At 62.7% G+C, this 19,031-nt stretch carries 24 protein-coding genes; 16 read left to right on the top strand and 8 right to left on the bottom strand.

Going from position 1 to position 19,031, the window contains the following annotated elements; all coding sequences use genetic code 11:
• The first annotated feature begins 28 nt into the window (after window positions 1–28).
• Both N7E70_RS11040 and N7E70_RS11035 read left to right on the top strand, forming a co-directional pair.
• Window positions 29–829, top strand: coding sequence for an alpha/beta fold hydrolase (locus N7E70_RS11040; RefSeq protein WP_263006361.1), 801 nt, complete (start codon window positions 29–31; stop codon window positions 827–829).
• Window positions 830–983: 154 nt separating this feature from the next.
• Window positions 984–1,586 (top strand): hypothetical protein, encoded by a 603-nt coding sequence (locus tag N7E70_RS11035; RefSeq protein WP_263006360.1) that lies wholly within the window; start codon window positions 984–986, stop codon window positions 1,584–1,586.
• On the opposite strand, the gene N7E70_RS11030 is transcribed toward N7E70_RS11035, so the two are convergent.
• Window positions 1,576–2,511: a metallophosphoesterase family protein gene (locus tag N7E70_RS11030; RefSeq protein WP_263006359.1), complete on the bottom strand. Its 936-nt coding sequence runs from the start codon at window positions 2,509–2,511 to the stop codon at window positions 1,576–1,578. The genes N7E70_RS11035 and N7E70_RS11030 overlap by 11 nt on opposite strands.
• A 53-nt stretch (window positions 2,512–2,564) precedes the next feature.
• Between N7E70_RS11030 and N7E70_RS11025 the strand changes: the two genes are divergently transcribed.
• Window positions 2,565–3,059, top strand: a complete 495-nt coding sequence (locus N7E70_RS11025; RefSeq protein WP_263006358.1) for an NUDIX domain-containing protein — start codon at window positions 2,565–2,567, stop codon at window positions 3,057–3,059.
• Between the two features lie 285 nt (window positions 3,060–3,344).
• Here N7E70_RS11025 and N7E70_RS11020 read toward each other — a convergent pair whose 3' ends face one another.
• Window positions 3,345–4,334, bottom strand: coding sequence for a glutathione S-transferase family protein (locus tag N7E70_RS11020; RefSeq protein ID WP_182575826.1), 990 nt, complete (start codon window positions 4,332–4,334; stop codon window positions 3,345–3,347).
• 272 nt (window positions 4,335–4,606) lie between these two features.
• Here N7E70_RS11020 and N7E70_RS11015 point away from each other — a divergent pair, with 272 nt between their 5' ends.
• From N7E70_RS11015 to N7E70_RS10995, 5 genes are all read left to right on the top strand, one after another.
• Entirely contained in the window at window positions 4,607–5,143 is a 537-nt protein-coding gene (locus N7E70_RS11015) for a GNAT family N-acetyltransferase (RefSeq protein ID WP_067959181.1), read from the top strand.
• Between the two features lie 66 nt (window positions 5,144–5,209).
• Complete coding sequence (locus N7E70_RS11010; protein ID WP_067959179.1) at window positions 5,210–5,971, top strand: 3-hydroxyacyl-CoA dehydrogenase; 762 nt, start codon at window positions 5,210–5,212, stop codon at window positions 5,969–5,971.
• A 146-nt stretch (window positions 5,972–6,117) separates the two neighbouring features.
• The gene (locus tag N7E70_RS11005; RefSeq protein ID WP_185910341.1) at window positions 6,118–6,882 is read left to right on the top strand and encodes a HugZ family pyridoxamine 5'-phosphate oxidase; all 765 of its coding nucleotides are present in this window, start codon (window positions 6,118–6,120) and stop codon (window positions 6,880–6,882) included.
• A gap of 130 nt (window positions 6,883–7,012) precedes the next feature.
• Window positions 7,013–7,309, top strand: coding sequence for an ArsR/SmtB family transcription factor (locus tag N7E70_RS11000; RefSeq protein ID WP_109575469.1), 297 nt, complete (start codon window positions 7,013–7,015; stop codon window positions 7,307–7,309).
• Between the two features lie 62 nt (window positions 7,310–7,371).
• Complete coding sequence (locus N7E70_RS10995; RefSeq protein ID WP_263006357.1) at window positions 7,372–8,175, top strand: TrmH family RNA methyltransferase; 804 nt, start codon at window positions 7,372–7,374, stop codon at window positions 8,173–8,175.
• Window positions 8,176–8,177: 2 nt separating this feature from the next.
• On the opposite strand, the gene N7E70_RS10990 is transcribed toward N7E70_RS10995, so the two are convergent.
• Together N7E70_RS10990 and N7E70_RS10985 are read right to left on the bottom strand one after the other, a co-directional pair.
• The gene (locus N7E70_RS10990; protein ID WP_263006356.1) at window positions 8,178–9,320 is read right to left on the bottom strand and encodes a hypothetical protein; all 1,143 of its coding nucleotides are present in this window, start codon (window positions 9,318–9,320) and stop codon (window positions 8,178–8,180) included.
• 105 nt (window positions 9,321–9,425) lie between these two features.
• Window positions 9,426–10,007, bottom strand: a complete 582-nt coding sequence (locus N7E70_RS10985; protein ID WP_067959164.1) for a DUF1134 domain-containing protein — start codon at window positions 10,005–10,007, stop codon at window positions 9,426–9,428.
• Between the two features lie 344 nt (window positions 10,008–10,351).
• Here N7E70_RS10985 and chpT point away from each other — a divergent pair, with 344 nt between their 5' ends.
• Entirely contained in the window at window positions 10,352–10,981 is a 630-nt protein-coding gene (gene chpT / locus N7E70_RS10980) for a histidine phosphotransferase ChpT (RefSeq protein ID WP_067966240.1), read from the top strand.
• Between the two features lie 213 nt (window positions 10,982–11,194).
• A complete protein-coding gene (locus N7E70_RS10975; RefSeq protein ID WP_067959161.1) occupies window positions 11,195–11,563 on the top strand; it encodes a response regulator in 369 nt (122 codons plus the stop codon).
• Window positions 11,564–11,662: 99 nt separating this feature from the next.
• Here N7E70_RS10975 and ctrA read toward each other — a convergent pair whose 3' ends face one another.
• The gene (gene ctrA, locus N7E70_RS10970) at window positions 11,663–12,358 is read right to left on the bottom strand and encodes a response regulator transcription factor CtrA (RefSeq protein ID WP_067959158.1); all 696 of its coding nucleotides are present in this window, start codon (window positions 12,356–12,358) and stop codon (window positions 11,663–11,665) included.
• Window positions 12,359–12,809: 451 nt separating this feature from the next.
• Between ctrA and N7E70_RS10965 the strand changes: the two genes are divergently transcribed.
• Complete coding sequence (locus N7E70_RS10965) at window positions 12,810–13,187, top strand: flagellar export protein FliJ (RefSeq protein WP_263006355.1); 378 nt, start codon at window positions 12,810–12,812, stop codon at window positions 13,185–13,187.
• 88 nt (window positions 13,188–13,275) lie between these two features.
• Here the strand turns inward: N7E70_RS10965 and N7E70_RS10960 are convergent, their stop codons facing one another.
• Window positions 13,276–13,686, bottom strand: a complete 411-nt coding sequence (locus tag N7E70_RS10960; protein ID WP_067959153.1) for a winged helix-turn-helix transcriptional regulator — start codon at window positions 13,684–13,686, stop codon at window positions 13,276–13,278.
• A 95-nt stretch (window positions 13,687–13,781) separates the two neighbouring features.
• Between N7E70_RS10960 and N7E70_RS10955 the strand changes: the two genes are divergently transcribed.
• Together N7E70_RS10955 and N7E70_RS10950 are read left to right on the top strand one after the other, a co-directional pair.
• The gene (locus N7E70_RS10955; RefSeq protein ID WP_263006354.1) at window positions 13,782–14,708 is read left to right on the top strand and encodes an NADP-dependent oxidoreductase; all 927 of its coding nucleotides are present in this window, start codon (window positions 13,782–13,784) and stop codon (window positions 14,706–14,708) included.
• Between the two features lie 90 nt (window positions 14,709–14,798).
• On the top strand, window positions 14,799–15,266 hold the full coding sequence (locus N7E70_RS10950; protein ID WP_067959150.1) for a paraquat-inducible protein A: 468 nt from the start codon (window positions 14,799–14,801) through the stop codon (window positions 15,264–15,266).
• Between the two features lie 102 nt (window positions 15,267–15,368).
• On the opposite strand, the gene sciP is transcribed toward N7E70_RS10950, so the two are convergent.
• Window positions 15,369–15,644, bottom strand: coding sequence for a CtrA inhibitor SciP (gene sciP / locus N7E70_RS10945; protein WP_013529904.1), 276 nt, complete (start codon window positions 15,642–15,644; stop codon window positions 15,369–15,371).
• Window positions 15,645–15,912: 268 nt separating this feature from the next.
• On the opposite strand from sciP, the gene mnmA reads away from it, so the two are divergent.
• The 3 genes from mnmA (at window position 15,913) to N7E70_RS10930 (ending at window position 17,884) form a co-directional block, all read left to right on the top strand.
• Window positions 15,913–17,103 carry a tRNA 2-thiouridine(34) synthase MnmA gene (gene mnmA / locus N7E70_RS10940; RefSeq protein WP_263006353.1) on the top strand — a complete coding sequence of 397 codons (1,191 nt, stop codon included), beginning with the start codon at window positions 15,913–15,915 and terminating at the stop codon, window positions 17,101–17,103.
• A 119-nt stretch (window positions 17,104–17,222) separates the two neighbouring features.
• On the top strand, window positions 17,223–17,480 hold the full coding sequence (locus N7E70_RS10935; RefSeq protein ID WP_263006352.1) for a hypothetical protein: 258 nt from the start codon (window positions 17,223–17,225) through the stop codon (window positions 17,478–17,480).
• Between the two features lie 29 nt (window positions 17,481–17,509).
• Entirely contained in the window at window positions 17,510–17,884 is a 375-nt protein-coding gene (locus tag N7E70_RS10930; protein ID WP_263006524.1) for a YkvA family protein, read from the top strand.
• Window positions 17,885–17,946: 62 nt separating this feature from the next.
• Here the strand turns inward: N7E70_RS10930 and N7E70_RS10925 are convergent, their stop codons facing one another.
• Window positions 17,947–18,900 carry a Gfo/Idh/MocA family protein gene (locus N7E70_RS10925; protein ID WP_192314995.1) on the bottom strand — a complete coding sequence of 318 codons (954 nt, stop codon included), beginning with the start codon at window positions 18,898–18,900 and terminating at the stop codon, window positions 17,947–17,949.
• Between the last annotated feature and the right edge of the window lie 131 nt (window positions 18,901–19,031).

The raw sequence follows: 19,031 nt of genomic DNA, 5'->3' as shown, positions 1-19,031 counted from the left end.
GAATTTCTATCCGACCTTTTGAGCAAAAATGAATTACCCCATCCATGCCGTCGTTCGGGGAAGCGGCAAGACTATAGTCGTCCTGCTGCACGGCTTCGGCGGAATTGGCAGTGTTTGGGACGACGTCGTTACCCAACTGAACGGCGCATTCACCACCATCGCTTATGACCTGCCGGGGCACGGGCTTTCGCTCGACTATCCCAAGGCCGGTTCGGCCAAGGTGGCGGCGACGGCCGTTCTGACCGATCTCGCGGCGCGTGGCATAGACCGCGCCCATTTCGTCGGCCATTCGATGGGCGGTGCGGTGGCGACGCTTGCAGCACTGTTCGATCCCGAACGGGTCGCCTCGCTGACCTTGCTTGCACCGGGCGGCTACGGCCCTGAAATCAACGGCCCGCTGCTCAGGCGCTATGCGGCTGCCGCCTGCGCCGAAGAAATCCGCGCCTGCCTCGCCGAAATGTCGAGCCCCGACAGCACCGTGCCCGAAGCGGCGGTCCGCGATCTTATCGAGATGCGCAGCCGACCCGGCCAGACGGAAAAGCTGATCGCCTTTGCCGCGGCAATGACCGCCGAAGACAAGCAAGGCGTGATCCCGCGTGAAAACCTGGCGACGCTGACGATGCCGGTGATGGTGGTGTGGGGCACGGACGATGCCGTACTGCCCTACAGCCATGCCGACGCGTTGCCTTCGGGCTTCCTCATCCACCATGTGCTGGAAATTGGTCACATGCTGCCGGAGGAAACTCCGGCGCTCGTGGCCGACATCGTCAGCCGCATGGTCCGCCGACGCCAGCGTCGCCTGCCAGTGGTTGCCGCCTGCGACAGCTGATCTATCAATTGATGCGTCGCCGCTTCTAAACGCCTGCGGGGCAACCGTTTTCAGCTCCTTCTCGGCCAGCGAAAATGAGTTCACGCAGGTTACAATTCCGCCGCGATCGTGGCTATGTTAACGGTTGCTTAAACATGATCCGAGGCAACAGGTGATGAGCGACGACAGGGCGACCGCACTGAAGCAGGCGCACCCGCTGGCGGACGCCATCCGCGACGTCAAGAACGCCAATGCCGACCGGAGCGACGTGGTCGTCGACCTGCGCGATGCCCACCGCATGCGGCTTGAACTGCTTGCCGCCGAGCTTGAGCCGGTTTTCGCCGACGTGCCCAAGGACATCGACAACTTCGATTTCGTTATCTCTTCGGGCCTGCAGCCCAGGCTGTGGATCGACGCGGTGAGCCATGTCGGCCTCGGCCGCGACCGCCGCACCTTCCGCTTCGTCCGCGACACCCGCGTCGGCCGGGTCGTGCTGGCCGAATCCACCGACGCCAAGCGCATCGCCGACCAGGTGACGCGCTACATTGCCGAACGCATCGTCGAGCGCCAGCAGATGATGGAGGGTGGTGCGGAACCAGCACTGGCAGGCTTCGCCAGGAGCCCCGTGGCTGATGCCGAGCCACCGCTGCGGCACAGGCCAGCCCTTCCGGGCATCATGGCGGGTTTTGGCCTGCTTGTTGCCGGGGCCGCCATCGGCATCGCCGTCATGGCGGCGCTTTACTGGCTGCGCCTCGCTGCCGTCGGCGTCATTCCCTGACCAATGCAGCCGAGCGCGGAACCGCTGCGCTCAAATCGAAGGTTCCGATCTCGGCCGACGGCATCGCCGGTCCGGACAGACCACGACGGGTAAGCCTGATATTCCAGTTCCCCGCCTGGCCGGAGATGTCGAGAAGGTTGAATTGCGCCGCCGGCTTGTGGCCTCCCGGCGCCTGTCCGGCAGCGGCAACGCCGATGATAGGCACGGCCCCGTCGCGCCCGTCGATCCAGTGCAGCGTCGGCAGATGCGAGTGGCCGTGAAGCACCAGCTCGGCGCCATGTCGTCTGACCAGCTTTTGGAACTTGCCGATGCCGAACAGGCGCTTGTGCTGGCCCACAGCGCCGCGAACGGGCGGATGGTGGATCATGATCGCCCGGAAAAGGCCGCGCCTGCCTGTTTCGTCGAGGACCCTGCCCAGCCGCTCTGCCTGCCCTTCGCGAAAGAAGCCGCTGGCCATGAAGGGAGCCGTCGCGCGCGCCGTCGACACGCCAATCAGCGCAACACCCTGCCGCACGCGCAGATAGGGAAAGCTCGTCGAACTGATCGCGCCATGCACGCCGTCGCCATGCATCCACGGCGCCCAGGCATGGCAGGCCTTGTCGAAGGCCCCGGGCACATAGGCATCATGATTGCCCGGCACGACCGAGACATCGGCTGGTTCGCCCAGCGTTTCGAGCCACAGCCGCGCCAGCGCGATTTCGCCATCGAGCGCCAGATTGACCAGATCGCCTGTTACCGCGAGGTGGTTGGGCGCCTGCACCTTGAGGTCGGCGACGATGGCATCGACAATGCCGTCATGGTGATGCCGGCGGCGGTTCCGCTGCCAATTGACGTAGCCGACCATGCGCTTGGAGGCGAGGTCGCGATAGGTTACATCCGGAAGCGGACCAAGATGGACGTCGGAAATATGCGCAAGCCTGAACATCGTTTCCTTTTAGGTCACGCGTTCCAAGCTTTCCACCCATGGCGGCATGCCTGATGAGCAATGTCGCCACTTCCCCTCGCCAGGGTTCATGGGCGCGGCTGCGCGGAAGGCTGTTCCACTTCTATTTCCTGCTGCGGCGGCCGATGACGCTCGGCGTGCGCGGCCTCGTCCACGACACCGCCACCAACTCGGTCTTCCTGATCCGCCACACCTACGTGCCTGGCTGGCAGTTGCCGGGTGGCGGCGTCGAGATCGGCGAGACCTTTGTCGAGTCGCTGGCGCGTGAACTGGAGGAGGAAGGCAACATCGTTCTCACCGCGCCGCCCATCCTCAGGTCGATCCACCTCAACAAGCAGGCGACAAAGCGGGATCATGTCGGTTTCTACCTGATCGAGGCCTTCCGGCAGGACAGGCCGAAGCAACCCGACCACGAGATCGCCGAGGCAGGATTTTTCCCGCTCGACGCGTTGCCGGAGGGCACGACGCCGGCGACGCGGCGGCGGATTGCCGAGGTGTTCGAGGGCAAGGAAGCATCGCCCTATTGGTGAGAGAGGGATGCTGTTCTTCGCGCAAGCACTGGGTGGAGAGACGGCAATGCGAATTCTGGTCGTTGCCAACCAAGAAACCTCCACCCGATTGGTCGCCTTCCCGGCAGTTGCGTCGAGTTCCGGCCAACTTCCGCTCTCCAGACGACAAGCGGCTGATGGTGTTGGCATCCGAGCATGAATCGAAAGGTCTGCACCTGGGCATTCGACCCCGACTACCCTGACGCGCTCCACGCCCTCATGGTTCGACAGGCGCACCATGAAGGCTTGGCACTCAGCGCAGGCAACTCAAGCCGCCTTCAGCAACTTCCCCCGGTTGTGCGGCGCGTCGAGGTCGATCTCCGGCCCAAGCGGGATGATACCGGTCGGGTTGATGCCGGTGTGGCTGCCGTAATAATGTGCCTTGATGTGCAGCATGTTCACCGTCTCGGCGACGCCTTGCACCTGGTAGAGGTCGCGCAGGTAGTTCGACAGGTTCGGGTAGTCGGCGATCCGGCGCAGATTGGTCTTGAAGTGTCCGACATAGACCGGGTCGAAGCGCACCAGCGTCGTGAACAGCCGCCAGTCGGCCTCGGTCAGGGTGTTGCCGACGAGATAGCGCTGGCGTGAGAGGCGGTCTTCCAGCGTGTCGAGCGCGGCGAACAGTTCGTTGAATGCCTCCTCATAGGCGGTCTGGCTGGTGGCGAAACCGGCGCGGTAGACGCCGTTGTTGATCGAGGGATAGACAAGCTCGTTGACCGCATCGATCTCGCCGCGCAGCGGCTCGGGGTAAAAGTTAACCGCGGCGTCGCCCCACGCGTCGAAAGCCTGGTTCAGCATCCGGATGATCTCGGACGACTCGTTGGAAACGATCGTCTTTTCCTTCTTATCCCACAGCACCGGCACTGTGACGCGGCCCGAATAGGTCGGATCGGCCATGGTGTAGATCTGGTGCAGGTAGTCGAGGCCGTAGAGGGTGTCGCCAGTGGCGCCGTCATCACTGCGGAACGTCCAGCCATTCTCGCCCATGTAGTGATGGACGACCGACACCGAGATGATGTCTTCTAGCTTCTTCAGCGCGCGGAAAATCAGCGTCCGGTGCGCCCAGGGACAGGCGAGCGAAACATAGAGGTGGTAGCGCCCCGGTTCGGCCTTGAAGCCACGTGTCCGGCCTGCCGCCGGCATGCCGTCGACGGTGACGAAATCGCGCCATTGCGAATGCGAGCGCACGAATTTGCCGCCTGTCGACTTGGTGTCGTACCAGCGATCCTGCCATTTGCCTTCAACCAGCAATCCCATCGTGAAATCCTTTCGTTTGCCACGATGTAGGTGCCCGGCGACCGAAGCCGAAGCGCAACTCGCTGAACGGATTGTCAACGCAGGACGCACATCGGCCAAATGCACGATGGACGGGCGCCGAAAATGATGGTAGCGGGCATTTCGATGTCACATTGCTTTGCAAATATCCGGGTCGACCGACGACGAATGAGCGCACGCGCTTGAAGCGCTGACTTGCGACTGCTGCGGCATGCCCCGCGGCACCTCATCCCACGTACCGGATTGCAAAAAACATGACCCTCGCCGACGTCACCTACATGCCGGAAGCTCCGGCGCACGATCTCGAAATCGATGAAATCAACGCCGAGGCCTTTGGCCCGGGTCGGTTCACACGCGCGGCCTACAAGATCCGCGAAGGCGGTCCGCACGACCGCTCGCTGTCCTTCGTCGCCATGCATGGTGGCCAGGTCATCGCCTCGGTCAGGATGACGCCAATCGCCGCCGGCGCCGGCCGGGCACAGATGTTGGGCCCGCTTGCCGTGCGCCCCGACTTCAAGAACATGGGCATCGGCCGCAAGCTGGTCGCCATGGCGCTCGCAGCAGCGGAAAAATCCAGCGAACCCGCCGTCATACTCGTAGGCGACGAGCCTTATTACGGCCCGCTCGGTTTCGTGCGCATTCCGCGCGGTCAGATCGAGATGCCGCGGCCGGTCGACCTTAACCGCCTCTTGGCGCATGAGATCGTGCCGGGCGCGGTTGCCGAATTGACGGGCGAGGTCTGCCACGCCAACCTGGCCAAGACACCGCAACGCACGACCGAGCCGGCCTAGCCGCCGATGACTTGCCCGTGCCGCCCATCTTGCTAATTCAGTAACAGCAGAAGAGGACAGGCTGACATGAATCCAAACGGGCAGATTGCAGTGGTCACCGGCGCCGGCTCCGGCCTTGGCGAAGCCACCGCGCGCGCACTCGCTGCCAAGGGCGCCAAGGTCGCGATCTTCGATCTCAGCCTCGAACGCGCCGAGAAGGTCGCCGCCGACATCGGCGGTGTCGCCGTGCGCTGCGATGTCAGCAATGAAGAAAGCGCTGTCACGGCATTTGCCGAAGTGGAAGCCAAGCTCGGCACGGCCCGTATCCTGGTCAACTGCGCCGGCATCGCCGTCGGCGTGAAGACTGTCGGCAAGGACGGTCCGCATCCGCTCAGCGTCTTCCGCCAGGTGATCGAGGTCAACCTGATCGGCTCCTTCAACATGATCCGGCTGTTTGCCGACGCAGCCTCCAAGCTCGAACCGCTGGCCGGCGGCGAGCGCGGCGTCATCATCAACACCGCCTCGGTCGCCGCCTATGACGGCCAGATCGGCCAGGCCGCCTACTCCGCCTCCAAGGGCGGCGTCGTCGGCATGACGCTGCCGATCGCCCGCGATCTCTCGCGTTCGGGCATCCGTGTCGCCACCATCGCGCCCGGCATCTTCAAGACGCCGATGATGGCGGCGATGCCGCAGGAGGTGCAAGACTCGTTGGGTGCCGCCGTTCCGTTCCCGCCACGTCTGGGCGAACCGTCGGAATATGGTGCGCTGGCATTGCACATCGTCGAGAACCAAATGATCAATGGCGAGACCATTCGCCTCGACGGTGCCATTCGCATGGCGCCGAAATAGGCGCCAGCCGTCCCAGGATCGGCTATCCTGCAGCCCCGGCAGCGCAAGCTTCCGGGGCTGTTTTGCTTGTGGCGAAGCGACCCCCTTGCCAAAGCCTGCCCACCTTGGATAAGTAGATTGAATTAGTCATATTTGATGGTGAAGCAGTGGAAGAGCGCAAGAAGGACGTGTTTCTGGAGACCACCGCGGAAGCGACAGCGCTCGCGCGTTCGCTGATGCGCAAGGCCCGCCATGGTGCGCTTGCCGTCATCGAGCCGGAAACCGGCTCGCCACTCGCCAGCCGGGTCGGCACCGCAACCGACGTCGACGGCACGCCGCTGATCCTGATCTCAGGCTTATCCGCTCACACCAAGGGCATCGTCGCCAATCCCGTCTGTTCGCTTTTGGTCGGAGAGGTCGGCAAGGGTGATCCCCTCGCCCATCCGCGCATCACGCTGTTCTGCCGGGCGCGCAAGCTGGAACGCGGCACGCCGGAGTACGCCCGCGCCGAACGTCGCTACGTCAACCGCAATCCCAAGGCCAAGCTCTACATCGGCCTCACCGACTTTACCGTCTTTCGGCTGGAACTCGAGCGCGCCAACCTCAATGGCGGCTTCGGCAAGGCCTATCTGTTGAGCCGCGACGACCTGCTGCTCGCCGGCCCCGCGGTGGACGCGATCGCGGCAGCCGAACAGTCGGCTCTCGACCACATGAATTCGGATCACACCGAAGCGACCACGATCTATGCCACCCATTATGGCCGGCTCGACGACAAGGGCTGGGTGCTCAGCGGCTTCGATCCTGAAGGCATGGATCTGGCCGCCGGCGACGAGACCGCACGCGTGCTTTTCCCTGCGTTACTTGCCGAGGCCGCCGATCTCAGGCGAAGCCTTGTGGAAATGGCAAAAGAAGGTCGCGCAGCGAAGTCTTGATTTTTTCAGCGAAAGCTGATTTGTCCTATTTTAGCCAGATTGATCGCTGATTCCATTGATCATCTGGTTTGGTAATCCGTCGTTGTTGCCCCCATGACGCCGGAAAGCATGACTGATACACGGGGTACCCATGAAACCGAAAAAACTGACGGCCAATGCGGAAGCTGCTGCTTCCTTGCTCACACTTATGGGCAATGAAAAGCGGCTGATGATCATGAGCCATCTGCTCGACACGGAAATGTCGGTCGGCGCGATTGCCGAAAAGGTGTCATTGAGCCAATCGGCGCTGTCGCAGCACCTGGCCCGCTTGCGCAACGAGGAACTGGTCGAGACACGTCGCGACCGGCAGATGATCTACTACACCTGCAAGTCCGAAGCCGTGCGCAAGCTGCTCGGCACGCTGGAAGGCATCTTCGAGGACGCCTGATCTTCAGCTGACAAAGCCTTTCCAGGCTCCCATAGCGGACTGCCCTCCGCTATGAAGCTACCATGAACATCATCCGCATCGACGACCCGGCCGACCCGCGCGTGGCCCCCTATCTCGACATCCGCGAGCGCGATCTGGTCGGTCGCGAAGGGCGCTTCATCGCCGAGGGCAAGGTCGTTCTCAACGTGCTGTTTGCAGCGCGGCGCTTCGACGCGGATTCGGTGCTGGTGCTCGAAAACCGCCTCGCCGGTATGAGCCAGACCCTCGCCCTTGCTCCCGAAGCCATGCCGGTCTACGTCGCCTCGGGCGCCGTCATGGACGCCATTGCAGGCTTCCACATGCATCGCGGCATCCTGGCCATCGGCCGCAAGGGAGCGACGGCTTCAGTCGACGACGTGCTTGCCGCCCTGCCCGAACGCGCGCTGGTGGCGGTGCCGGTGGGGATCTCCAACCACGACAATATCGGCTCGATCTTCCGCAACGCGGCAGCCTTTGGTGCCGACGCGGTGCTGCTCGACCAGACCTGCTGCGACCCGCTCTACCGCAAGGCAATCAGGGTCTCAGTCGGTGCAGCGCTCAAGGTGCCGTTCGCCATAGGCGGCACGGCCGGCGAGCTTGCCGACGCACTTACCCGCCACAGCTTCGAACAGCTGGCGCTGTCGCCCGCGGGCGAGGCCGACATCAGGGGCATCAGGCGCCCCGCCCGGCTGGCGCTGTACCTCGGCACCGAAGGCGAAGGTTTGCCCGAGCCGCTGCTGAGAAGACTGACGACGGCAAAGATCCGGATGGCGCCTGGTTTCGACAGCCTGAATGTCGCGGCCGCATCGGCGATCGCGCTGCATCACTTCACCGAAGCATCAGAATAGGCCTATTCGGCGGGGACAGGTTTCTGCAGCGCCCGGACGCGATCGGCAAGGCTGATCACGTCTGGCGCATCGACGGGCGTACGGGCCTCACCAGATGCGGCAAGCGCCTTGGCAATAGGCGAGTCAGCGCCCTCGAGCCGAGCGGTGAGCGCCACGACTTCGGCGGCCAGTTCGTGCATCTGCTCGCGCAGCTGCGAATCCTCGCTTGGCGACGACTTGGTGCGTCCTGCCTTCGCCAACTCGCCCTTCAGCCGCTTGTTCTCGCGCGTCAGCGTGGTCAGCCGCCCTTCCAGGCGCTCCCGCTCCATCGCCTGCGCCGTGCCATTGACCGCTGCCGTTTCCGGCGCGGCCTGCGGGCCCTTCAGCTGCTCGCGCACGCGGGCGAGTTCGGTTTCGCGCAACCGGCCGAGCTCCGCCTCGCGCCGCTCCAGCTTGTCGTCGCGGTCACTGAGTGAAGACACCATCTGCTGCAACCTCTTGTCCAGTTCGACAGCGCGCTTGGATTCCGCCAGGAGCGCCTCGCGCACGGCCTTGTTGTCGGCTTCGAGTTCGACGACACGCTTGTCGGTGTCCTTGCGCTGGCTGCGCAGCGCCGACATGTCGTCGCAGAGCTTGCCAATCTCGCTTTCGCGGCTGACCAGCTCGATCTGGCGGTTGCTCGAGGACAGGCTGGCCTCGTCATACAGCCTGCCAATCTCCTCGATCTCCTGTGCCCGCTTCTCCAGCATGCTTTCGGCTTCGACGAGCTGGGCGGCAAGAGCCTTGATCTGTTCGTCGCGCTTGGCGATGTCCTCGCTCAGGCTGCCGCGCGCGGCTTCCAGTTCGCTGACGGTGCGATCCTTGTCGGCATGGTCGGTGAAGTGGGCCTTTTGCGCCTCACGGCTCCGGCTAAGCTCGACGGCCTGCGTCAGGAGCTTTTCCTGCGCCGATTTGAGCTGAACTTCGACTTTGCGCAGCGCCATGGCATGCTCGGCGCGCAGACTGTCCTTGTCGGCGCGGATTTCATCGAGGGTCATCGGAAGCTTGGCTTCGACCCGCTGGCGGGTGACCGAAACGGCACGCCGCCAGACCGACGGCGCAATCAGCAGCACCACAAAGCCGGCGGTCAGGAAGCCAAGAACGAAAAAGAGGATCGACTGGACCAAGGCACTTTACCCGTTACGGATACGCGCGAGTTTGCCATGTTCCCATGGCAGGAATCCAGCACCGCCGCAACAAAATGGCGCCCAATCGACCCGTTCTTCACACAATCAGAACGGATTCCAGGTCGGCTGCTGGGTCAACTTCAGGTAGCCAAGATTGACGCCCAGTCGCGCGCCGACACCGGTACGCACGGGCACGAGCAAAATGTTGCCGCGCTTGAGGACGTTGAAGCCAACGCCGGCAACGACATAGGCCGAACCCGCGACGCCGCCATAACGGTCATAGAGGTTGTTCACGTCGTCCAGGTTGTAGACCAGGATCATCGTGCGCGAGCCCTGCCCGCCGAAATCCCAGCCCAGCGACGGCCCCTGCCAGAACACCTTATGGTCGCCGGCATTCTTGGTGTAGAGCGTGCCCTCGCCATAGGTCAGGCCGCCGACAAAGGCACCCGATCCCTCTTCGCCAAGCACGTAGCCGTTCGGCAGGCCATAGGACGCGAAAACCTTCTCGACCACGCTGGCGAGACCGCCAGACGTCGAGCCAAAAAAGCGATGGCCGGAATCAAGGATCTCCTGCGAGGTATATTGCTGCGCGCGAGACGCAGATGTCGAAAATGCCAGAACGCCGACAAGGACGAACATCGCGGCAACAAGCCGGGCAAAAGTCCGGCCATAGAATCGGGAAATCATGCTTCCAAATCTCCGTCAGGGAGCACACTTTCTCGACGCCCCGGACCCGCTGCTACTCTTGATGGCGGCTGGCTAGTCCAACTTCGGCAAACTATGCCGTAATCCTTTTTCAACCATTAAACTGACCTACGAAGATGGCGGATCGAAGGCACGACCGGGCGTTAAAAAGCCCGGAGTTGCGCAGAAAAGCCACCATTTCGCGCAAGCGTTACCGGCTGTTTCTTGCCGCATGAGGCGGCGCTGTGTAACCAAGAGTACTGTAAGGCCAGCCCTGATTCGTACTGTCGGGCTTCGAGGCCGCCAGATCGTGGTTCAAGTCATTTTTTGCCCGAGGGATGCCGTTCATGGCCGAGTTGTTGACGCTTTCCGCCCCTGACCTCGCAGCGCTGCTGTGCAGCCGCGTCTGCCACGACATCATCTCGCCGGTCGGCGCCATCAACAATGGCCTCGAACTGCTCGACGAGGGCGGCGCCGACGAGGACGCGATGCGCCTCATCCGTACCAGCGCCCGCAACGCCTCGGCGCGGCTGCAGTTCGCCCGCATCGCCTTTGGTGCTGCTGGCTCGGCCGGCATGCTGATCGACACCGGCGACGCGGAATCGGTTGCGACCGCCTTCCTCAAGAACGAGAAGCCGGAACTGACCTGGAGTGGCGGGCGCGCACTGCTGCCCAAGAACAAGGTCAAGCTGCTGCTCAACCTTTTGCTCGTCGCCCATGCGGCGATACCGCGCGGCGGCAAGCTCAGCGTGACGCTGGAAGCCGTCGAGACGGCGCCGAAATTCATCCTGTCGGCCAGCGGCCCGATGTTGCGTGTGCCGCCAAAATTCCTCGAGCTGCACTCCGGCCACAAGCCTGACGAGCCGATCGACGCCCATTCGGTGCAGCCCTACTACACGCTGCTGCTGGCGCGCGAAGCCGGCATGACGATCTCGATCCACGCCACGCCGGAAGAGATCCTGCTCACTGCCGAGTAATCGGCACGACGTTTCAGTATTGTCGAAGCATTGTCGTCATCGCCTGGTGGCAACGGTCTCGTGACAGCGTGCGCGCGCTTGGGCGCGACCGCACGCGCCGAAGTTTCCAAGAATTTTACCATTCGGGTTTTCGGCTTCTTTACGCCGCCCAGCTAAGGTCACGTTGCATCCGGCGCGACTGACGCGTTCGGCTCCCGCAAAAAGGACCGGGATATGAAGCGTTGCCTGTTCGTCGATGATTCGAGCGTCATCCGCAAAGTCGCCAAACGCATCCTCAACAGCTCCGAGATGGTCGTCGTCGAGGCGGCATCCGGCGCCGAGGGGCTGGATATGTGCGCCTACGACATGCCCGACATCATCGTCGTCGACGGCGGGCTCGAGGACATGAGCACCACAGACTTCATCCGCCGTGTCCGCGCCATCGAAGGCCGTGTCAAGCCGCAGATCGCCATCTGCCTGACTGAGGTCGACATCGGCGCCATCATGCGCGCCAAGCGTGCCGGCGCGCAGGGCTATCTTCTGAAGCCGTTCACCAGGCCGCAACTGCTCGACCGCTTTCGCGCCTTCGACGTCGCAGCCTGATTTCGCTCCTGGCACGACAGACACCTAGCGAGAAACTGTGCCCAGAAAAAAGAAAACCCGGCACGAAGGCCGGGTTTTGACTGAAGTATCCAGAATAAATCAGGCAATTTCGCGAAGTTCTTCCGGCTCACGCAGCACATAGCCGCGGCCCCAGACAGTTTCGATGAAGTTCTGGCCACCGGATGCAGCGTCGAGCTTCTTGCGTAGCTTGCAAATGAAGACGTCGATGATCTTCAGTTCGGGCTCGTCCATGCCACCATAAAGGTGATTGAGGAACATTTCCTTGGTCAGCGTGGTGCCCTTGCGCAGCGAGAGCAGCTCCAGCATCTGGTATTCCTTGCCGGTCAAGTGCACGCGCTGGCCACCGACTTCGACCGTCTTGGCGTCGAGATTGACGATCAGGTCGCCGGTGATGATGACCGACTGGGCGTGACCCTTCGAACGGCGGACGATGGCGTGAATGCGTGCCACCAGCTCGTCCTTGTGGAACGGCTTGGTCATGTAGTCATCGGCGCCGAAGCCCAGGCCGCGCACCTTGTCCTCGATACCGGCCATACCGGAGAGGATCAGGATCGGCGTCTTGACCTTGGACAGGCGCAAAGTACGCAGAACCTCGTAACCCGACATGTCGGGCAGGTTCAGGTCGAGAAGGATGATGTCGTAGTCATAAAGCTTGCCGAGATCGACGCCTTCTTCGCCGAGATCGGTCGTGTAGACGTTGAAGCTTTCCGATTTGAGCATCAGTTCGATGCTCTGTGCGGTTGCACTGTCGTCTTCTATCAGCAGAACGCGCATTCAAATCCCCTTTTCTGCTGCCGGAACGTCTTCTCGGTCTAATCCATACCGGCCCAGTGCTACTGAATCGGAGGCTGCCATCGAATGGTTAACAAAACCTAATTTCGTATGGAAGACCATATCAGAAATTTTAACCGGCGCATACACCCTCTTGAATCCAATCATGAATCACACGGTCAACATCTTAACGCGCTGCATTAACAAGGTTGCCTAAGCGACTCCGGACACGACCCGATCACATTCACGGCGAAAACCAGAATCTTTACCGGGCTTTAAGTCTCGATGGGTATGATTAACGATGCCCGTAAACGAATGGTTACCGACGGACAAAAACTTTAAAAGTTTGTTTTCCATAGTCGGGAGTTCAGAACCGGTTCCGGCGCGGCACGGTCCATTTGGGCCGAAGTAGGCGAGTAGAAGTGCGTTTTTCGGTGTTCGGGAGTATCGGGTCATGAAGTCACGTGAGAACCTGGTCAGGCTCAAGCAGTTTCAGGTGAACGAAAAGCGCCGCCAGCTGATGCAGCTTGATTCGATGATCGCCGAGTTCGACCGCATGGCCAGCGAGCTCGAACTGCAGATCGTCGCCGAGGAAAAGAAGGCGGGGATCACCGATCTCAATCATTTCGCCTATCCGACCTTCGCCAAGGCCGCGCGGCAACGACGTGACAACCTGAAAAACTCCCAGCATGACCTGGCGCAACAGCGCGCCGCTGCCGAATCCTTACTCGCCGAAGCTGAAGCGGAGCTGTCCAAGGCGGAGGCTCTGGAGTCGCGCGACCGCATCACCCGCGACGCCGACGGCACCGGTCGCAGCGCGATGATCGGCTAAAAAGTCAATTTCTCCCGCACTTTGCCGCTGCTCGCGCGGCAGCGAGCCGTTTGGCGCCTCGAGCCATCCGCTCGGCCCAAGGCCCCTGCTAGGTCCTGAGTTCGGCCGGCTCTCCTTCGGCAGCCAATGATTGGGCACGCGAATCACGAATTTCGGGCGCATGGCGCTCCGCCCAGACACGGATCTGGTTGAGCAGATCGGCGAGGTTACGGCCGAGATCGGTCAGCTCGTACTCGACGCGCGGCGGTATGACCGGGAAGATCTCGCGCCGCACCAGCCCGTCGCGCTCCAGAATACGCAGTGTCTGCGTCAGCATCTTGGGCGTGATGCCCTCTACCTTGCGCTGCAGCTCGCCATAGCGCCGCCGGCCCGGCTTCAAGGCACCGACGACCAGATAGACCCATTTACTCGCCAGCATCTCGAGCACGGTGTGCGACATGCATTCGCGTCGGAAGGCGTCATAGCCGAACGGCGTGTCGGGGGCGCAATCACTATCCATGGGGTACCTATATATCATTGAGGTACATTCTAGACAAGCGAGTGATACTATCCAAATGATAGTGGCACATGCATCCACCCAAGGAGGACATTCTCATGCGTGCCATTACCCAGAACACTGTCGGCGGACCTGAAGTGCTCGAACTCGCCGAACAGCCGACACCACAGCCCAAGCCCGGCGAAGTGCTGATCCGCATCAAGGCTGCCGGCGTCAATCCGGTCGATGCCGCCGTGCGCGGCGGGTTCTACCCCCTTCTTGGCGAGCCGCCCTTCGTGCTCGGCTGGGACCTGTCAGGCACTGTCGAAGCGGTTGGCGCCGGCGCCAACGGCTTTGCAGCAGGCGACGAGGTCTTCGGCATGCCGCGCTTCCCGGCACAGGCCGGCACCTATGCCGAACTGGCGGCAGCACCGGTAAGCGAGATCGTGCACAAGCCCGAGGCGCTCGACCATGTCACGGCAGCCGCCCTCCCCCTCGCCGGCCTGACGGCCTGGCAAGGCCTGGTGACAGCAGGCAAGCTCAAGACCAACGACCGTGTCCTGATCCAGGCGGCCGCCGGCGGCGTCGGCCACCTGGCCGTACAGATCGCCAAGGCGCGGGGCGCTTATGTCATTGCCACCGCGAGCCCCGGCAAGGTCGATTTCGTCCGCTCCCTCGGTGCCGACGAGGTGATCGACTACACCTCGGACGATTTCGTCGCCAAAGCCGGCCCGGTCGATCTCGTCTTTGAGGCGCTCGGCGGCGATCATCCTGAGAAGTCGCTGAAGGCGCTGAAGGACGGCGGCACGCTCGTCGTGCTGCTCGGCCTCAGCGACAAGGCCGCAGCAGAGGCTGCATCACGTGGCATCAGGGTCGAACGCATCTCGGTCCGGCCGGATGGCGATGGCCTGAAGGAACTGGCGAAACTGACGGAAACCGGCAAACTCAAGGTCCATGTCGCCAGGAGCTTCCCGCTCGACCAGGCCGGTGCCGCGCATGCCTTCCTGGCGACCAGACCCAAGGGCAAGGTCGTGCTGGCGCTCTGAGAGCCACGCTCGAAATTCTGCAGCAACGGGCCGGGCGGAGCACATGCTGCCCGGCTTCTCCATCATCCGGACTTTCGCTATAGCTTGCCGATGCGCACGCTTTTGCCATTGATCCTGTTTGCCGCTTCGATCTGCTTCGCGCTCGGCATCGTGTTGCCGCTGATTCATGTCGATCGACTGTATTTCTTCGCCGATGAACCTTCGTTGATCGGCATGATCGCAGCATTGTGGCGTGGTGGCGATTGGCTGCTGGCGATTGTCGTCGCCATGTTTTCGGTGGTCTTTCCCGCGATGAAGCTCGGCCTGCTGCACAATGCGGCCTATGGCCAGGCAGCCGGCGCCGTCAGCATTCCCGGCTGGTTTCGGGCCCTGTCCAACTGGTCGATGCTCGACGTCATCCTCGTCGCGCTGGTGGTCTTCGCCGCCAAGACATCAGGCCTCGCCACGGCCTTCACCAAACCTGGTCTGTGGTTCTTCGCGGCATCGGTGATGCTGACTGCAACCGCTTCAGCCGTCATAAAGAGGAAGCCACGGGACAGCGCACAGGCAGCTCATTGAGGCAATGCGTTTCAGGTAGCAATTCGGGGAAAGCTCAGCCCGAAAGCAAAAAGGGTGCGGCAAGCCGCACCCTTTTCTGTTGGTTGGCCGCAACGGCCGGTGTCAGTGGCGGTATTGCTGGATGCGCGTGGTGCGCAGGCCGGCAAGGCCGTATTCGTCAATGGAAGCCTGCCAGGACAGGAACTCCTCGGTCGTCAACTTGTAGCGTTGGCACGCTTCGTCAAGACTGAGCAGTCCTCCCCTGACCGCAGCGACCACTTCCGCCTTGCGGCGGATAACCCACCGGCGCGTGTTGGTCGGGGGCAGATCGGCAATCGTAAGCGGGCTGCCGTCCGGCCCGATAACATATTTGACACGCGGTCTAACCAGATCGGTCATCGTACTCTCTACTAAAAACTCAAAGACCCAATCACCTGTCACACTAGCGCCACAGCTTTAAAAATTGCCTAAGCGTACACTAAGAGCTAAGTAACGAACGTGAACAGAACGTTAGACTCTCAATCCGCAATTTAACCACCTGCCCAGTTGGCTGGTTTCTCGCCGAAAAAGGTGGGCCAGCGCGCTCCGGGTGGCACTGCGATGAGGCTTGACCTATATTGCAGCCATTGGCATGCAGCCGACCTATAGACAGCGGAACGCAATCCCGATGAACAGCCTGGACCTGCCCGGACGCCCCGAAGACACCCGCGTGGTTGTTGCCATGTCGGGCGGTGTCGATTCTTCAGTCGTGGCCGGCCTGCTGAAACAGGACGGCTATGACGTCGTCGGCGTCACGCTGCAGCTCTACGACCATGGTGCCGCAACCCACCGCGCCGGCTCCTGCTGCGCCGGTCAGGACATCGCCGACGCTCGCCGCGTCTCCGAGACGCTCGGCATTCCACATTACGTGCTCGACTATGAAGAGCGCTTCCGCAAGGCCGTCATCGACCCCTTCGCCGAAAGCTATGTCGCGGGCGAGACGCCGATCCCCTGCGTTTCGTGCAACCAGACGGTCAAGTTCGCCGACCTGCTCGCCACCGCGCGCGAGCTCGGCGCCGATGCGCTCGCCACCGGCCACTACATCCGCTCCAAGCAGAACGGTGCCCACCGCTCCCTGTACCGCCCCGTCGACGCCGATCGCGACCAGAGCTATTTCCTGTTCGCCACCACCCAGGAGCAGATCGACTATCTGCGTTTTCCCCTTGGCGGCATGTCCAAGCCAGACGTGCGCGCCGCTGCCGAGCGCATGGGCCTGACGGTTGCCGCCAAGCAGGACAGCCAGGACATCTGCTTTGTGCCGCAGGGCAAATATTCCGACATCATCGCCAAGCTCAGACCTTCGGCCGCCAATCCCGGCGACATCGTCCATATCGACGGCCGTGTGCTTGGCCGCCATGAAGGCATCCTGCGCTATACCATCGGCCAGCGCCGCGGCATCGGCATCGCCTCGGGCGAGCCGCTCTACGTCGTCCATATCGACGCCGAGCGCGCGCGTGTCGTCGTCGGCCCGCGCGAGGCGCTGGAGACGCACAAGATCTTCCTGCGCGGCATGAATTGGCTCGGCGATGACGCCCTGTCGGCGGTGCCGGCTGGAGGCCTGGAACTTTATGCCAAGGTGCGTTCGTCGCGTCCGCCCCGCCCCGTCGTGCTGCATCACAAGGGCGGCGCCACCTGGGTCGAGCTTGTCGACGGCGAGTCGGGCATAGCACCGGGCCAGGCCTGCGTGCTCTATTCAGACGAAGGCAACGAAGCCCGCGTCTTCGGCGGCGGCTTCATCGAGCGCTCCGAGCGCCATGCCGATGCCGAAGCGATGCTGTCGCGGCTTGCGGCAACGCCGGGGACAATTGCTGCGGAATAAGCCAGGCTCGATGGACCCCACCTTGATAAAGCGGTGGGGCATGTGGCTCACCAAATAGCGTGATCGCCGCATATCTAGCGCTCTTAAGCCGAGATGTTCCTTGGCTTCCCAAGCTGGCCGTGATCGCCATCATCATGGGTGCATCGCTCGCAGGCTGGATGGTGAGCGAAACGGCCTCCCTGATCGTGAGTTTCGCCGGCATCAGCGGCGCGATCGCCACTATGCATAAGCTGACACCTCCCAGCCTGATGAGCGGCTTCCGTTCTCGCGCCGACGGACCGGTCATCCAGTCGTATGTCTCCGCCTACTTTGAATGCCTCGCCGTGATCGCCGTGCTTTCCATCTTGTTTGTTACGTGGTGGGCGGTCACTGAATGACCATTCAGTCCGGCAACCAGCCCGGCGGCATGCTGGAAGCAGCCAAGCGCTGGGCGCTGCTTCTGAAGCGCGATGTCGTGGCGCTCTATCTTGCGGCGCGCAGCCCGCTGACGCCATGGTTTGCCCGCGTGGCGGCTGCCTGCGTCGCCGCCTATGCGCTCAGCCCTGTCGATCTCATTCCCGACTTCGTGCCGGTGCTCGGCTATCTCGACGACCTGCTGATCGTGCCCCTGGGCATCTGGCTGGTGATCGGCATGATTCCGCCCGAACTGATGGCTCGCTTCCGTGCCGAGGCAACCGAAATCACCGCCAGGCCGCGCAGCATGGCCGGCCTCGCCTTCGTCATCGTGGTGTGGCTGGCAGCGCTTGCGCTTGTCGGCTGGTGGCTGCTGCGAAGGGAATAAGGGACAGACTGCGCCAATGGCGCGCAACCCTTTGTTGGCCTACTCCATTACTCCCACAAAGGTCAGTCGTGCGTGACCGTGCCTGCCGTGAGAATCCTGAGCACGCCAAGCGCTTCCTCGGCGCCGGTGCGCGGCTCTTCGCGCGTCTGGATGCAGTGGATGAAGTGCTCGAGCTCGCGCGTCAGCGGCATGGCGTTCTCGATCGGAATGTAGGTCGGCTCGTTCATCGTCGACGTCCACTGCCCCTCGTCCTGCCAAACGGCGTGGCGATAGAGCGCCAGTTTGCGCTCCTGCGGCTCGACGTCGTCGAACACCGCCATGCCCTTGGTGCCGACGACGGTCAGCCGGCGCTCGCGGTAAGGGTTGAGCCGCGAGGCGAACAGGTGCCCGCGCAGGCCGTTGGGGAAGCGCATGTGCAGATGGGCGAAATCGCTGAGGTGGTTGAGCACGGCAGCCCCCTCGCCGCGCACCTCGATCGGCGCCGTGCCGGTGATCGCCAGGATCATCGACAAATCATGCGGCGCCAGATCCCACAGCGCGTCGTTCTCGGCGTGGAACTTGCCGAGACCGAGACGGTGCGAGTGGATGTAGCCGACATCGCCGAGCTCGCCCTTGTCGACAAGCGCCTTGAGCCCTTCGAAGGCCGGGTGAAAACGCAGCACGTGGCCAGTCATGAAGACGCGGCCATTGTCGCGCGCGGCCTTCACGGCGCGCTCGGCATCAGGCACGGTTAGCGCGATCGGCTTTTCGACCAGCACGTCCTTGCCGGCCTCGACGGCACGCACGGCAAAGTCGGCGTGGAACTGCGGCGGCAACGCCATGACGATCGCATCAACATCGTCGCGGGCGAACAATTCGTCTGGGGTCAGCGCGATGCAGCCATGTTCGCCGGCGAAACGCTCGGCGCGAGCCGAATCGACGTCGGAGACGGCATGGAGGGCACCAAGCGACTTCAGGGTGCGGATGTGGTTGCCGCCCCAATAGCCGCATCCAAGGACTGCAATACGCGGTTTCATCAGGCTCTTTCCAAGGAGAATTATGCCGGCAGACATAGTCCCGGCACCTCGCCAACTCAACCCCGCGTGTTGCGCCATAAGCGCCCGGCGCGTCCGCGAAGGCGGTGGAATGGCGCTTTCCGCGAGCTGCC

Source organism: Aminobacter sp. NyZ550, assembly GCF_025628925.2.
In the GTDB taxonomy this organism is placed as follows: Bacteria; Pseudomonadota; Alphaproteobacteria; order Rhizobiales; family Rhizobiaceae; genus Aminobacter; species Aminobacter ciceronei.
The sequence above is the reverse complement of the archived record's forward strand: the minus strand, read 5'-3'. Positions and strand labels throughout refer to the sequence as shown.